The sequence below is a fragment of the Moorena sp. genome (genome assembly GCF_982860115.1).
In genome coordinates this window covers 1-16,194 of the sequence record NZ_CEYLVT010000173.1, presented here as the reverse complement: position 1 = coordinate 16,194, position 16,194 = coordinate 1, and the positions used below count along the sequence as shown (strand labels likewise).

Here is a 16,194-nt window from a genome sequence, read left to right as displayed (position 1 = left end):
AGAATTGAGAATTGAGAATTGAGAATTGAGAATTGAGAATTGAGAATTGAGAATTTTATACCTTAAAAATCCTCGGGAGTATCGTTATCAGTTGACCTGTAACCTGCAACCTGTAACCTACAATTTGCAACCTTAAACCTTAAACCTTAAACCTGCAACCTTAAACCTGTAACATTCAACCTGCAACCTTAAACCTGCAACATTAAATTTAGACTACTTGATCAGTTCTTCAAATAAATCAACATAGCTTTGTGCCATCTTTTCCCAACTGTATTGGGCGGCTATCATTGGTGCAGCTTGGCTCATCTGTTTCCTTTTTTCAGGATTACTAACGAGAAGACTTAACTCCTTTGCCAAAGCCTGGGTATCGTTGGGGTCAGACAAAACCACTCCGCAGGCTGGGGTAACCAATTCAGCCCCCCCGGCTGTGCTGGCGGTAATGACTGGCAAACCTGAAGCCATTGCTTCTAGGAGCACTAGTGTGCAGGCTTCATAGCGGGATGGAAAGACAAATAAATCTACGGCTCGCATAATCTCAGGGAGGTCACGTCGGTACCCCAGAAAATGTACCCGTTCGCTGACATTTAGCGTTGCGGCTAGCTGAGGATAGGGACTACCTTCTGTGATGCCAGCAACAGCTAAGTGTAATTCAGGGACTTGGACTAAGGCGTGCAGAATTGTATCCAAGTTCTTCCGAGGTGTTCGGATATCCCCAGCAAAAAATGCTAAAGGCACTCCCTCAGGAAGACGCAATTGTTTGCGGTCAGCTACACCGGGATAAAATTCTTGTAAGTCAACACCATTGACAATCACCCGAATGGATTCAGGGGGTACACCAATGTCTACTAATTCTTTCTTGACCTTTCCGGAAACTGCGACTACTACTTTTGCCTGACGGAAGGATTTTTTTTCCCAATGGGCATTCAAGGTTGTAACTAGCCACTGGTAAAGACCATACAAATCCCGACGCAGCCGAGAAGTATGGGCAGGCGATCGCAACCAAGAACTGTGGACAAAATGTACAGCATTCACATCTGAGCCAGCTCTGGTAATGGACCCGTTAACCTTTACTAAGTTCAGCTCACTACGGTGTTGATTTAACCAATTGCCACTCCGCCAGGAAAAGACTAGATGACGAATTAGTGCTGTTGGCCACCTTTTAACTGGAATGAAAATCCAGTTTACCTGATTACTCTGCTGGAGTTCTGGGGCGACATTACTGGCTAATAAGGTGACGTGATGACCGCGACGAATGGCTTCTTTGGCGACTTCATAGTTGACTCGACCTTGGCCATCACCTTTCATGACTTTGTGGGTAACGATACAGAGTTTCATGAGTAGCTATCCTGTTAAAATTATCGAAAACTCTGACTAGTGCATCCTTGGCAGAAGTTTTTAACTACCTGATCTAGCAATCCTAATTTAAACCTTAGATAAATCAGAAGGACTATAGCTATAGTCTTCCCTATTATCCCGATCTTCTTCAATATATTTGTCCAGCATATCAATAACTTTGGCATCTACTTTATCATCGAATTTGCGGGCAAAATGCTTACCAGAAGTAATCATTGACTCAAAATCTTGGACACCCATGATGGCTGGATAGGGAGGAGTCCAAGAGATATAACGTTTGTTATCATTGAATAGTTTTAGCATCGACTGATTGAGCAGGATGCTCTGGATGAAAGACTCATCTGGTATGAGTGTGTTTCGATAGTGTTCTACAAATGCTGGGTTACGCTGAACAAATTGATGGATATATTCAATACAGCCATAGGAAAGTGTGTGCCACTGAGAACCCGCGTAGCACTGAAACTCTGGAGTGAAAGGTGTTGAAAAGCAACGGATTGCTATTTTGGCACCAAACTTACCAGCCCTGATCCGGACTAGGGGCTGCCAATTGACAACACGATATAGTTTATATACTATAGTCTTTAGACTAGCTGGCAGTTTATAGTAGCGAAAAAAATAGCGCTCTATGCCCAAATCTTTGCCCCAGTGCCAAGCCGTTTCTGGTGGTTCTTGTACCGGAAAATATTCCATAAATCCGTCATATTCGGTGTTCTGCAAGAACTGCTCGATTTGGCTGATTGGCTGAAGGGGATAGTCTTGACCAGAGAGGAAGATTAACCAGTCAAATGTCACAGAATTATCTATTAACCAGTTGATGCAGCGAAGTTCCATTTCCACCATGGAAAAATCTCCCCACCCAACTGGAACATAGTCTTCCAGGATGTGAACATTGTTGATCTGCTCAAAAGATGTTGGGCTAAGGCTCGACTTAGATTGGTCATGGTGAATTAAGACCTGGGACTCAGGGTTACCAGTCTTAAGTTTCTTAACTAGTCTGACAACTTGATCTGGATTGCTATGAGAAGCAATTAGGTAAAGGATTTTAGTCATGATTGACTCTTAATTTTAAATAGTAGCGAATTTTATTCGCCTTTTATCTATCAGGCATTACCCAATAACTCTGTGGGGTATGTTATTAACGCCCCCTACTACTTAATTCCTATCTATTAATTAAATCCTCTTGATAAAGGATAAGACTCTAACATTTCTTCTACAGCTACTTCAAGTTCTGAGCGTTCTTTTATAAACCGGGCGAAGGGAATTTGTGAAGTCCATGCCTCGTAAAATGCTTCATTCTTGTAATAAGAGTTAGGAAGAAAGATATGAGGAATCTCTAAAAGAGTACTAAGGATATGACCATGCAAACGATTAGTGATAATTAAACGATGCCTTTTGAATTGATAGATGCCGCTGTGCATCAGGCCCCAAGATGCTAGATTAATTGGGGAGTTATGGCTTGTTTTAAAGTGCGCCGTATTAGTATGAAAATACTTCCAGGTTTGTCGGGATAACCATTCTTTAGGAGTTGCTAATCCTCGCTCATAAACTTCCCGAATTATTCTGACAAATCCTGGAATACGCCAATACCAACCTTTAGAGAGTTGCTTAGTAGTTCTTAGGGTCCATCTATCTGAAACCCAGTCTTCTAAGACGAGATTTTTTATCTTAGAAGAAAGACTCAGGTTACTAGTGGCCTTAAGTTCTTGATCCTTTCGGCAAAGATAGAGACTAGAATCCTCTTGATCAGGCTGGATGGAGTCAGTAGAGAGACCAGCCATTTGAAATGCCATATCAGGGGCTTTAATCACCCGACAATTTCCGAAATTTTTAATAGCAATTTCATAGCTGACTTGATCTCGGGTAAATAGGGTTAGGTTAGGATGGGAGTTAAAAACTTTTGCTGCTTTTTTTAGGTTTTCGGGATTCCTAAAATAAATAGTCTGAGGAAAAATAATAATTGGTCGATCTCGATAGTTTTCTATGATCGATTCTCTAAAATTTTGAAAACCTTCATATAGATCACCTAATGCGCCTCCTCCATTAAAGATTATGGGACATTTATCCATTTTTTTTAGGCTGGCATCAGAGAAACCGTTAATACCAGTGGCATACTTAATTTTAGTTTTTAAGGTATCCGTCAAAAAGAGTACAGAGCCTAACCAAATCAGGTGGTCGCCAATATTGTAATGATCAGGATTGTCTAGGAGTATACATTCTTCAAATTTGTCTAACTGTCCTAGGGAGTTATGAAGAACTTCTTTGACGTTTTTTGGTGTTGAAATAGTCATGGTAATTCCTAAAATACTTAATGTAATTTTGAATGTACTTTTGTCTGTTGGATAATTTCCCGTCTGGAAGATATCTCGAAAGGATTTGCTAATTGTTGAGGTATAACGGTGAGCATGAGAGCTGCTACAGTTCGCAGACTGAAATTTTGACTTAAGGCACGAAAAAGATAGGGGCGTGCTTCTGCTACTCGTCCATCCCGTATCAGTCCAATACCCATAGTTGTGTTCGCTTGTGCTAATTTCTGGGTAAAATAACTTCGATGCTTTTGTAATTGAGGATCTGCTAAAAAGTGTTCGTAGCAAAAAATACCGGATTTTCCTTTGCGGATCTGAGCCTTGGCGTTTCCACTCCCACTCATATGGGTTTCAGATAACTCATGCACGCGATATCGAGTCAGTCTTTCTGGATAGTAGTACGCGCTATCACCACTGCGGCAAGCTAGATAGGTTAGGTAGTAATCCCAATAGACCCCCACTGACAAAAGTTCATCCCAATTAACCTTGTCCCTGCGAATCAAAGCAGAGGATGCAGGAGATACTGATCGGTCTACTAGTCCGATAGTACAGAACGGCTGATATACTTCTGCTTTAAGTTGGTCACGCTTCCAAAGCCGGGTATGTGCTTCAGTAGTTGGATAATTAATTACGCCATCTGCGTCGATAATATAATGGTCGCAAAAAGCCACAACTACATTTGAATTCGCTTCTAGGGGAGGAACTAACTTTTCTAAAAAGTCTGGATTCCACAGGTCATCGTCATTGAGACTCGCTACATATTTTCCCTGAGCTTGTTTAAATGCGCCAGCAACATTAGGACCATTTCCTAGATTCTTTGAGTTCCGACGGAATCGGATCCGAGCATCTTGAAAGGACTCAATCATCGCTTGCGGATTCTCAGGGCTACAATCGTCAGAAATGATAATTTCAAGATTTTTGTAGGTCTGTTGGAGTACGCTTTCAACTGCTTGCTTGAGGTAGCTCAAGCGGTTATAGGTGGGGATGATAACACTGACTAGCGGCTCTTGCCCTTCTTGATGGTTTGACATATCCTTGTTATCTTGCCTCTGGTTGTAATAAGGAATTAATTACTGTGAGCGACTGGCGTGGTTTCCCCCACTCGCTATTCCATTAAGAAGTGAGTACATATCTTCTACAATGTGGTTATTTGTAAATTTGGTGTTATAACAAACCAGCATTCGGTTTCATGATCTATTTGGACATGCTATAGTCTTCATTTGTTTGACTAACTTCATGCTGCATTTTGTGATATTTCCAAAGTTTACCGCGCTTTTCGAGTAACTCTTGATACTTTCCTTGTTCCACAATTCGCCCCTGTTCGAGAACGACTACCTTATCAGCTTTGGAAATGGTGGATAAGCGATGGGCAATGGTAATTACTGTCCGTCCTACAGAAAGTTGTTCTAAGGACTCCTGAATCAGGCGCTCAGACACAGAATCTAAGGCACTAGTTGCCTCATCTAAGATCAGAATCTCTGGTGCTCGCAGTAAAGCACGAGCAATGGCCAGCCGTTGACGTTGACCTCCAGATAATCGAACTCCGCGATCACCGAGTTGGGTGTCAAAACCTTCAGGCAAATCTAGGATGAAGTCTAATGCATTGGCAAGTTTTGCGGCTTCTCGAATTGCCAGGTCATCTGCTTGTTCTAAACCATAAGCAATGTTATTGCGAACAGAGGTGTTGAAAATAAATGTATCCTGACTGACAATAGCTAGCTTACGACGCACAGAGTTAATTTCAAATTCTTGTAAGTCAGTGCCATCAATGATAACTTTACCTGCGGTTGGGTCATAAAATCGGGGAATTAAGTCAGCAAGGGTGGTTTTACCTGAACCAGAAGCACCGACCAGGGCTGTTGTTTCTCCCTTGTTGATAGTTAAGGTAATATCGTGCAGTACTAGGTTAGAGGGATCGTAACCAAAATCCACCGAAGCAAACTCAATGGCTTGCTCTAATCCTGAAAATTCCACGTTACCATTCTGCAAGTATGGTTTGTTGTCAGTTCTCAGCAGCTCTTTAATGTTATTCATTGGTCCGGTGAATTCCCCCAGACGCCCTCTGGCATTATTAATCAGACGTATAATCGGGATCAGACGAAACAAAACAAACAAGAAGGTCAGTAATGAAGCTGCCTGCATCTGTCCATTAGGAACGAAGATGCTAAACGCTACAATAATCATGCCGATCAGAATTGTGGTGGCTACGCTTTCCGCAATCGGTTCTATGGCATACCCAAATGACGCAGATTTGATAGTGATGTTTGTAACGTTTTCGCTAGCGTCATAAAATCGTCTACGCTCAAAGTCCTGACTCGCAAATGCCTTAACTGTGCGAATGCCATTGAGAAACTCTACAGCAACTGAGGTAAAGTTACTGCCTGCCTTGGAAACATCAAAACTTGTCTCTCGCAACCTTTTAACCAAGTTAGAAAGACCAACACTCATCAGGCTAAAGAGCATTAATGAGGTAATAGAAAGTTGCCAAGACAGCAAGAACATTGATGTAACATAGACAACTAGAAGAGAAATTCTAGTCAACAGAAGAGCTGTCACATCAAAAGCTTGATTAATTTTTTCTAGTTCGGTGGTTAGACTGTAAACTAGCTCTCCAGAACGGCTATGAGAAAAGTAACTCAAACTCAGTCGTTGAAGTTGTTCAAATAGCTTCTTGCGCAGCCTATCTAACAAATTCATCTGAGTAATTTTGCTGTACCTGCGCCCACCAAACATAAAGGCTGAACGCAACCAGGTTGTGATCAAAATTAGAGCAGATATCCGGTAAATTCTATCAATAACCGGTCTATTTACTCCAAGTATCGATATATCGAACCAGTTGATTCCTGTCTGGATTGGAGTCGCATTAGGGTCGGTTATATTTTGTAAAAAATTTAGGATAAAACCTAAGCCAAATCCTTCAAATAGTGATGCGATTATCGTTAAAATAATAGCAAAAAAAGCCGCTTGTTTAAGGAATTTAAATTCCCTTAAAATGAAGTGGTTGTCTTGCCACAATTTAGTGGCCTTAGTAAACCTGATAACAGAATCAAAAAGTTTGATTTCAACAATTCTATATAGAATACTCACTGGTTTTATTTAGACCTATTGTGATTGTTGCTTAATGCTGATTTTAAACAAGGTTTAGCTAAAAAAACTAAGATCACTCTCCACCATTTCCGCGACAATATCAGGAAATTTATGTTTACTCTTCCAATTCAGCTCATCCCGAATTTTCCAGCTATCCCCACAAAGGGGCACTGCTTCTGTCGGACGATAAAACCTCTGATCAACTTCCACAAAATCTTGATAATCAAGACCGACGTGACTAAACGCACAATCTACTAATTCACGAACCGAGTGATTCACTCCGGAAGCAATTACATAATTCTCTGGAGAATGGTTTTGCAGCATCAGCCACATGGCATAGACATAATCCGGAGCATATCCCCAGTCCCTGAGAGCATCTAGATTTCCTAGATAAAGCTTATTTTCTAACCCTAGCTTGATCTTGGCGACAGTAGAGGTAATTTTGCGAGTGACAAACTTAAAGTCACGCCTTGGGGATTCATGATTGTAAAGAATCCCGGTACAAGCAAAAATGCCATACTGGTTACGATAGTTTTGCACCAGATGATGACTTGCTAGCTTGGAAATACCATACACAGACCGGGGATTAAAAGGAGTCAGCTCATTTTGAGGGGCATGGAACACCCTGCCAAACATTTCAGAAGAACCAGCAAAAAAGAAACGACACTCCGGTACCACTTCTTTAATTGATGCCAGTAAATGGTGGGTTCCATTAAAATTACTGGTTAAGATAGAGGATTCATCATCAAAGGAATAACTGACAAAACTCGATGCAGCTAAGTGATAACACTCGTCAGGTTTAATCTTGGCAATGACCTTATAGAGTGACAAATGATTCTCTAAAGATGCAACATGTAAAACAATGTCGTCTTTGATAGTCCTGAGATTAGACAACTTACCTGCTGGGTCTTCAACCGCTGGTCTCCTCACAATTCCATGAACTTCATAACCTTTGTTTAGCAAAAGCTCTGCAAGGTAAGATCCATCTTGTCCAGAAATCCCCGTAATGAGTGCTTTTTTCATTTTTACCAGTGCGTTAGTTATGAGTACTATGTGCGTCAGTACTGAAGACTGAGTGGGTACTGTGATCTAGTTAGCAATTACCAATTACTAACTAACTATATTTAGCTTTTTTGAAGCTATTTCAGATCGGTAAAACTCAATTCCATAGCTGAGATCAGTCTCTTCTTAGGCGTTACGCCGCCAACCCGGTTATTGACGGTAATTACACTGATTTCAGCCTTTGATTTATCACGATAAACCGGGTATGATATTAGTGGGTAAGTCCTGGTTATAAGACAGTGCGTTCCCGTAGCGTATCCTATGGATAATCGCGTAGCGTATCCTACGGATAATCGATTATTTTATTCAACGCTAATCCATCAACAACGTCTTATACCAGTCTATTAATAGGTAATGGATAATGGGGAATTGCGCTCTCCTCGTAGTGTTTCACAGCAGCAATAGTCTTTTTCTCAATTTCCAATTACCTATTACCCGTTACCCATTACCTGTTAACCATTACCCAAAGGGCGACTAACTATCTCTCTAATCCATTACTAAAAATGGGATTAGACCATATCATTACTAGCGATTACCAGCGGTAACAACTTGTCGAATAAAGGCAGTATCAGCGGATTGAATACAAGAGGTGACAGGCATGATACCTAGTGCCTGAAGGTCAGCATTAACCATGATTTCAACGAGTTGTTTAAAGCTTACTGAAGGTTGCCAACCTAGTATGGTATTAGCCTTGGTGGCATCACCTAACAACAGGTCTACTTCAGCAGGTCGAAAGTACCGTGGATCGATTTCAACGTACTGCTGCCAATCCAAATTCACTAAGCCAAAGGCAATATCGAGAAACTCCCGAATTGAGTGAGTTTGACCAGTAGCAACAACATAGTCATCGGCCTCGTCTTGTTGTAGCATTAGCCACATAGCGCGGACATAATCCTTGGCATAACCCCAGTCCCGTCTGGCATCGAGATTGCCCAGGTAAAGCTTATTCTGCTTACCAGCTACAATGCGCGCCAAAGCACGGGTAATTTTGCGAGTGACAAAGGTTTCGCCGCGCCGGGGACTTTCGTGGTTAAACAAAATACCATTACAGGCGAATAGCCCATAGGATTCGCGATAGTTGATAGTTTGCCAGTGGGCGTAGACTTTTGCACAGGCATAAGGACTACGGGGATAAAACGGTGTAGTTTCAGACTGAGGGACAGCCTGCACTAGCCCAAACATTTCAGAAGAGCCAGCCTGGTAAAAGCGTACCTGAGAGCCAATCCGCTGTTGATAGTGCCGTACCGCTTCCAACAAACGCAAGGTTCCTATACCTGTGGCATCGACGGTGTATTCTGGTGAATCAAAGCTGACCCGCACATGGGACTGAGCTCCGAGGTTGTACACCTCTATCGGCTGTACGTCTTCTAGAATGCGTTGTAGTGTCAAGCCATCAGTGAGGTCTCCGTAATGGAGAAATAACCGTGTCTGGGGATTGTGGGGGTCTTGGTAGATGTGGTCGATGCGATCTGTGTTGAAGGTAGAGGTGCGTCGGATAATACCATGAACTTCGTACCCTTTTGCCAGCAGCAGTTCTGCTAGATAAGACCCATCTTGACCGGTAATGCCAGTGATTAATGCTCGTTTAATGTCTGTCACGATTCCTCACGACTCTGATTAGAGTAATTAGTTTGCTAATGTACGGGATGAACACAAAGGCAAATCAAAATTGTTAATTGTTAATTAAAATTGATCACTCAAAAATTAACAAATTAACAATTCCTGAATCACAGCACTTGAGTACTTTGAGAACCCAACACATGCGATCGCATATCTTCCTGGTGAAGCCTGATCATTCCTGGCAACAATCTCAGCTGTCGCCGCTCCTCCTGGGTCATCCGAATCACCTCATCCAGTTTCCAAGGACGTGGTCCGACTAAACTCATCTCACCCCTTAGTACATTCACTAACTGCGGTAGTCCATCCAGACAAAATTGACGCAGCCATTTTCCAAAATGTGTCATCTTAGACGTGACTTTGCCTTTGTGTATACCTTCAGTGCGAAATTTAATCACTTGGAACAGCTTACCCCGTTCTCCAGCCCGCCATTGCCGAGAAAAGACTGGTCCTGGTGAAACAATCGCTATCAGCAACATCAATCCCAGGAGCACTGGACTCAGAATCAGTAGCAATAGAGCAGCTAAACTGGAATCCATCACCCGCCTCAGTCGAGATCGGAATAGTTTTTCCCTACTAGACAATTCTGAGTTGAACGGTACTCTTAGAACAGCTTTCTTCTTGGCTTGCTCACAGGCATTGGTCCAAACTCTTAACCCTGTTTCACCCAGATTGGGGTCGATACAAACCAGCCCTACCGACGAGCGTTGCAAGCAATTACTTAACCAAGACTGACTTTGCAATGGAGGTAGATAATGCTGTTCATTCTTCTGGATAGGAAGTACCCACAACTGTTTCTGTCGCCACTTGAGCTTGCAGGGAGGCAAAGAACTAACTGCTGACTCTGCCTCATCATCGATATCTAGGATTGAGATTTTGGAGGTTGTTAGTATGATTCTGGAAGTCGTCATAAATAGTTACTCCATTTCAGCGAAATCAAAAGTCAAAGGTTAGATCCTGTCAGGTTTAATTTGTAGCTATCAGCGTGTCGCGTATCAGTTTTCAGCTATCAGCGTGTCGCGTATCAGCTTTTGAATAAAACAGGTAAAATCTGAGTTACGTCAGCACCTCAAGTAGCGTGGCCATAGGCCAATGGCTGACGGCACCTCAAGTAGCGTGGCCATAGGCCAACGGCTGAATGCTTACTTAACAATTAACCAAAAAAATCAACGAGACTTGACATGATTGCTGAACTGACGCTCTAGTTGTGGAGACACTGGAAGATCAGATACAGGCTGCTTTGGTTCAATGGCAGCATTGCTCTTTCGCGAACCATAGTAAGCATAGCTCTGATTAGAACTCTTCACACCGTTAGCAATGATTCCAATCAGGTTTAAATTCCTGAGTATAGCAGTAGCCTGGTTGAGTTGAGATTGAGTAACTCGCTCTAGGCGTCCCACCATCACCACACCTTGGCACAACGATGCTGCTTGGAGTGCATCCACCATACCTAACACTGGGGGAGTATCCAGCAACACCAGATCATAGGTTTCCTGAAACTCTGCCATTAAGTTCTTCATCCGTTTAGAACCCAAGAGCTTAACTGGGTCAATTGGGGTTGGTCCAGCAGTCAAAACATCAATGCTTGACCCCAAAGGTGAGATACTAACTGGGTTGGGTGTAGCAATATCATCTTCCAATAAAGTAGAAAGTCCTTCGTGATTGGAGAGACCAAGTTGTTGGTGCAACCTCGGACGGCGCATATCTACATCAATTAGCAGTACTCGTCGATGTAAACGAGCAGCACTCAAGGCTAAACCCAACGCCAGAGTTGACTTACCCTCACCAGACAGCGCTGACGTAACCATCAGGGATTTCCACTCAGAACCAGAATTGAGCAACTGGAGATTCACATAAATCATGTCCAGTGCTTCCTGAAATGGTCGCCATCCCAACAGTTCCATCATCGGAAGTTCTCTCTCGGACTGGCTCAAGTTAAGATTCAGAACAGGTTTACTGATTTTACCCTCCGGCAACTCTGGAATCATACCTAGCAAGGGTAGAGCCACTTGATTTTTCAAATCATCAGAGGTATGAATTCCATCATCCATGGCTTCCCGCACAAAGGCAGCCACACCACCGAGAAATAACCCAACCACTGCACCTAATAATAGGTCTTGGGTCATATTAGGACCGGTCTTGAAGCCTGGTAGAGGTGCTTCTACAACTTGCCAGTTAAATCCCCCCCGAGCCAATTCGATGCTTAACTCCTGCCGTGCTTGCAGTAGCTGCTGCAGAGTATTTTGTTGAATCGCTACTTGGGGTTGTAGACGATTGTACTCAGCAATTAGGCCTGGGAATTCCCTGAGTTGGATACGGATTTCCTGCTCTGTTTTGATCAGGGCTTGATCACGAGTCTGTAGACTGACTAGATTAATTTGCGAGGTGATCAGTTCGTTGACCAGATTAATATCAACACCACCGAGCTGTCCTTCTGTCAGGAGGTTACTTCCAGTGCTAACCAGTTGAGTCGGAACTTGCCCTAAAACCCGTCTGGTTTCTTCCTGCAAGAGCGCAAACACACTCTGACGCTGTTCAATTAATTTTTGAATACTAGGATGAGCTTCGGTATAAATTCGACTTTGCTCCACCAAAGCCAGTTCTATTCTTTGGATTTCATTTAGCAAATTTTGATAGCGCCCAGATTGACTCAAACGGGACGAGGTCAAGGCATTTTGCGGTGAACGAGCCAGTTTTTGCTGAACAGCCTCGTAGCGAGTTTGAGTTTCCATGTACTGAGCGCGGATAGCTCGGCGCTCCTGTTCAATCCCATTCAGAGTTTGACTGACAGCTAGGGCTTGTTGTGAGGGATCAATCAGGTTTTTGCTCTTGCGAAACTGCTCTAGTCGTTGCTCAGCTTTCTCAAGATTCTTACGAGCTGTTGGCAACTGCTGATTGATAAAAGCAAGACCTTTGTTCAAGCGCATTTCCTGCTGCTCTAGGTTGTAATCTTGATAAACCTTTTGAATAGCTTGCAGTACTTTTTGAGTTTTAATCCGGTCATTGCTGGTGTAGACTGCTTGAAATACCTTAGTTTCGGTTTTACCCTGCAGTACTTGAGCTAATCTTAAGGAGCGTCTAATATCACCGACTGTGATATCTGGGTAGTCATCACGAAGCAAATCCACTGCTCGTTGAATCAATTGAGAACTACGCATCAGCTGTAACTGAGTAGCATAGTCGATATCAACAGTGGACTCAGTAAACTGACTCTCTATTCCTCGTGTTTTATCTATATAATTAGGCTCCACCAACAGCTGTAGAGAGCTGATATAAGTCGGCTCTTTCTTGATAGTGATATAGAAGGCAATCGGCAAGCTTGTCAAGAGTACACTTAGAATCCACAAGCGTCTGCGCCACAAAACTGCCAACAGTTGGCCATACCCTGCATCTGTTTCAGCTGCTGCGTTTAAATCAAGTTCCTTCATGGGATTTTAGATTAATGATTGACAAGTTTGGATTGGATTTTTAATTGACATCAAGTCGAGTGAATCAAGTCTAAACTAGTCCCGGGATGATTAGTAATCGGTTTAGATAAAATCCGGTTAATCACTTTATTCATATTCGATAGGGTTGTGTTTTTTTATAAAGTTAATTAAAATTAACTATTATACATTGACAATTGGCAATAGCAATATTCGCAAGCTGTCGTCATCCCAACTCTCCAGGATACCCGCAACAAATTTTCCCTACCTTTTGGTAATGGAGAATTATAAATTGTAGTCTTATTACCTATTACCCATTACCAATGAACCGACAATCATAGGTTGCATCCCTTTTATAAAAAGGGTATAAAAAGAAGTAGTCAACCGGACATGATATTATCTATTACCCATCACCAGTCACCCGAGCAGGACTATATTGATTAGTCCACCAGATTTGATCTAATAATTTGGGAGTATCGACCAGTATCAATCCCAGGAAATCAACGAAAAAATCCAAAATCCAAAATCTAAAATCTAAAATCAGCCCAGCCACTATCCTTTCACCTAGCTAAAGTGGGAACCTTGGCTGAATGGGGTAAGGAATAGCTCAAATTGACAGGCTGTCCCCTGACCGTTTTATCAATAATTTGCCCAACTTTGTTAAAGAAAACGTCTTCAGTGAAATGACTCAGGGCATGGTCTCGGATTTTGGCATAATTCCAGGGAATTTCCCTAGCCTCAAGTAGTGCAGCTTGGAGTGCTTCTGGTGTTTGCCGTTTAAAAAACACCCCTGTCGTCCCTGGTATTTGAGTATCCAAAACACCACCTGCACCGTAGGCAATTACTGGGGTACCACTGGCGTTGGCTTCGATTGGCACTAAACCGTAATCTTCTAAAGCCGCGACGATCACCCCACGAGCTTTTGCCATCAAATGACAACGCTGTCTATCGCTGACGTATCCCAAGAATCGAATATTATCCAAGGCTTTAGATTCTAGACGCTCTCGCTCTGGACCATCACCAGATATTAATAAGGGCCAGCCTAGCCAATTAAACGCCTCGATAATCAGATCGATACGCTTGTAACCCAGTAAACGAGATGATACTAGGTAAAAGTCTTCCTTTTGGTCGGAAAACACAAATTTATGGCTATTAATTGGATAGTTGACTGTCATGGCTGGCTTACCATAAATATTCTGGATACGCCGAGCGACAGTGGTCGAGTTAGCAATGTAAAGGTCTGGCTCCTGGGCATAGTCCAGGTCTACTTTTCTGATCAACTGGAAGACTTTATCAATTACAGGAGAAAACGCTCTATATTCTCCATACTCCTTGAGGTAAGTTTGCGTATCCCACAAAAAACGGGTGACATTGTGGCAAAAGCAAACATGCTTGGCTCCTAATTTTTTCTTGACCGCCTTTGCGAAGCTTGAACAACTACTGATAATCAAATCGTAATTTTCTAAATCCAAGGCTCGAAAAGCTGGATAGTAAAACGGAGCCAAGAGTCTGAAGTATTTCGTTGACCCTGGAATGTTCTGAAGTCCGGTGGTATGCACTAGGCGCTCACCTAGGTCAATGGTGTTCTGGGCATCATACAAGGATGTGAACACATCAGCACTAGGGAAGCGCTTACAAAGCAGTTCAAATACCCGTTCTGCTCCACCTTTTTGCGTTAGATAATCATGAACTAGGGCAACTTTCATGCTTGTTTACTGGAAAACCTATTCCTAGAGAATACTCTAATCCATTTACCATTATATTTAATTTATATCCGGAATTTTACCGAGTTTTTTTTCATACTAAACGGCTCCATTATTTTTCGACAACAAGATAAAAATGGTTTTTATAATGAGCTTAAGGTCATACATTAAGCTCCAGTTTCGTTGGTAGCGTAAATCCAGTTTAATGATATCTGCAAAATCCCGAACTTGCGATCGCCCATGCACCTGCCACTCTCCAGTCATTCCAGGTTTAACATTCAACCGTTGCCACTCTGGAACCTCATAGATGTCCACTTCCTTAGGTACCGGTGGTCTAGTACCCACCAAACTCATTTCACCTTTAATGACATTCCAGAACTGGGGTAGTTCATCCAAACTAGTTTTCCTCAAAAACCGACCCACCCTGGTGATTCTAGGGTCATTTTCGTTTTTGAATATCTTGGCATCCTTAGATTGATTTTGAACGCTATCTTTCTGGGCTTCCGCATCAGTATACATCGAGCGGAATTTCCAGATCCGAAATCCCTTACCCATCCAACCACAGCGAATTTGACTAAAGAAGATTGGGCCAGGACTATCGAGTTTGATTGCGATCGCAATGGGAATAAATAATATGGCCGTAATTCCTAAACCTACTATTCCCCCCAGTATATCTAAGCATCGCTTAGCCCAAGAGCGTGTAGATGGGTGAGTTGTGGGTAACTGAGCCTTTGACCAATTGACAGCTATTGTTGTCGGGTTATATGAGGGGTCTAGAATTAATTTTTTGTCTAGCCCAGTCATGACCAATACAGCCATAACTGGAGGATTTATACCCCTTAGTATTAGTGAAACTCCGTTTTCCTGAGTGATTTTGTGATTCCTTACTAAGGCACCAATTCCGCTACTATCGATAAAGCCTGTCTGACTCAAGTCGGCAATGATAAGCTTAGGACAATAAGGTTTTTGGATAAGCTGATCACAGGTTTCTTTAAATTTTATTGCTTCGAGTCTGCTCAGGCGGATCGGTAACTGCACTACAGCAGCTTCATTGATTAACCCTGCCTGGCTAGAAGTTTTTAACCTTGACTGCATCATGATGAAATAGGAATTATAATGTCGATTAACTCGTCACTTTTTAGAGAGTAGATTTAAACTATGTAGGAATTGTGTAGAAAGTTTCGCAATCCTATGAACACCCTAGGTTTTAATCGTACCTAAACCTACGACTCCTCTGCCCTTTTTTGAGGCAAGTGTAGAATTTTTATTACTATTTAAAAGTCAGCAAAAGGGTTACTTTAAGGTACTTTTTTTAAAAAAAATATTAATTATGGAAACCTACTGCATTGATTAAAGGTTTATACCAGAAAAAAATAGGTTAAGTCTCACTTAATTATTGACAAAGTAATAGGTAGAGTTCACCGGCTCAATTAACCTACAGTAAAAATAAAAAATGGATAGAAAATTACCATTTATATTTTTCTCTTGTTACCATATAAGTAACCCTTTAGTATTACTCATTTGTCAGCAGTGACGTTGATCAATTAATGTTCTGTATAATCCCGGATGAATGACTAATATAACTTTCATGAGTTTTTCATAAAATCCTGACAGAGCTAAAAATTTTTGATGAATTTTTCTTAA

General features: G+C 42.1%; 11 protein-coding genes. All 11 read right to left on the bottom strand.

The genetic code is table 11. The annotated features are described in order from the left end of the window. Window positions 1-213: 213 nt before the first annotated feature. Window positions 214-1,335: a glycosyltransferase family 4 protein gene (locus AC4II3_RS23860; protein ID WP_488013972.1), complete on the bottom strand. Its 1,122-nt coding sequence runs from the start codon at window positions 1,333-1,335 to the stop codon at window positions 214-216. 87 nt (window positions 1,336-1,422) lie between these two features. Then, window positions 1,423-2,403, bottom strand: coding sequence for a beta-1,6-N-acetylglucosaminyltransferase (locus AC4II3_RS23855; RefSeq protein ID WP_488013974.1), 981 nt, complete (start codon window positions 2,401-2,403; stop codon window positions 1,423-1,425). A gap of 116 nt (window positions 2,404-2,519) precedes the next feature. Beyond that, window positions 2,520-3,641, bottom strand: a complete 1,122-nt coding sequence (locus tag AC4II3_RS23850; RefSeq protein ID WP_488013976.1) for a polysaccharide pyruvyl transferase family protein — start codon at window positions 3,639-3,641, stop codon at window positions 2,520-2,522. A gap of 17 nt (window positions 3,642-3,658) precedes the next feature. Continuing rightward, window positions 3,659-4,687: a glycosyltransferase family 2 protein gene (locus tag AC4II3_RS23845; RefSeq protein ID WP_488013978.1), complete on the bottom strand. Its 1,029-nt coding sequence runs from the start codon at window positions 4,685-4,687 to the stop codon at window positions 3,659-3,661. 163 nt (window positions 4,688-4,850) lie between these two features. Then, the gene (gene hepA / locus AC4II3_RS23840) at window positions 4,851-6,743 is read right to left on the bottom strand and encodes a heterocyst formation ABC transporter subunit HepA (RefSeq protein ID WP_488013980.1); all 1,893 of its coding nucleotides are present in this window, start codon (window positions 6,741-6,743) and stop codon (window positions 4,851-4,853) included. Window positions 6,744-6,797: 54 nt separating this feature from the next. Continuing rightward, on the bottom strand, window positions 6,798-7,766 hold the full coding sequence (locus AC4II3_RS23835) for a GDP-mannose 4,6-dehydratase (protein WP_488013982.1): 969 nt from the start codon (window positions 7,764-7,766) through the stop codon (window positions 6,798-6,800). A 564-nt stretch (window positions 7,767-8,330) separates the two neighbouring features. After that, a complete protein-coding gene (gene gmd / locus AC4II3_RS23830) occupies window positions 8,331-9,404 on the bottom strand; it encodes a GDP-mannose 4,6-dehydratase (RefSeq protein ID WP_488013984.1) in 1,074 nt (357 codons plus the stop codon). A 128-nt stretch (window positions 9,405-9,532) separates the two neighbouring features. Next, window positions 9,533-10,333 carry a heterocyst development glycosyltransferase HepC gene (gene hepC / locus AC4II3_RS23825; protein ID WP_488013986.1) on the bottom strand — a complete coding sequence of 267 codons (801 nt, stop codon included), beginning with the start codon at window positions 10,331-10,333 and terminating at the stop codon, window positions 9,533-9,535. A 255-nt stretch (window positions 10,334-10,588) separates the two neighbouring features. After that, a complete protein-coding gene (locus AC4II3_RS23820; RefSeq protein WP_488029462.1) occupies window positions 10,589-12,850 on the bottom strand; it encodes a GumC family protein in 2,262 nt (753 codons plus the stop codon). 557 nt (window positions 12,851-13,407) lie between these two features. Further along, the gene (locus tag AC4II3_RS23815) at window positions 13,408-14,553 is read right to left on the bottom strand and encodes a glycosyltransferase (protein WP_488014548.1); all 1,146 of its coding nucleotides are present in this window, start codon (window positions 14,551-14,553) and stop codon (window positions 13,408-13,410) included. 96 nt (window positions 14,554-14,649) lie between these two features. Next, window positions 14,650-15,645, bottom strand: a complete 996-nt coding sequence (locus tag AC4II3_RS23810; RefSeq protein WP_488014558.1) for a sugar transferase — start codon at window positions 15,643-15,645, stop codon at window positions 14,650-14,652. Between the last annotated feature and the right edge of the window lie 549 nt (window positions 15,646-16,194).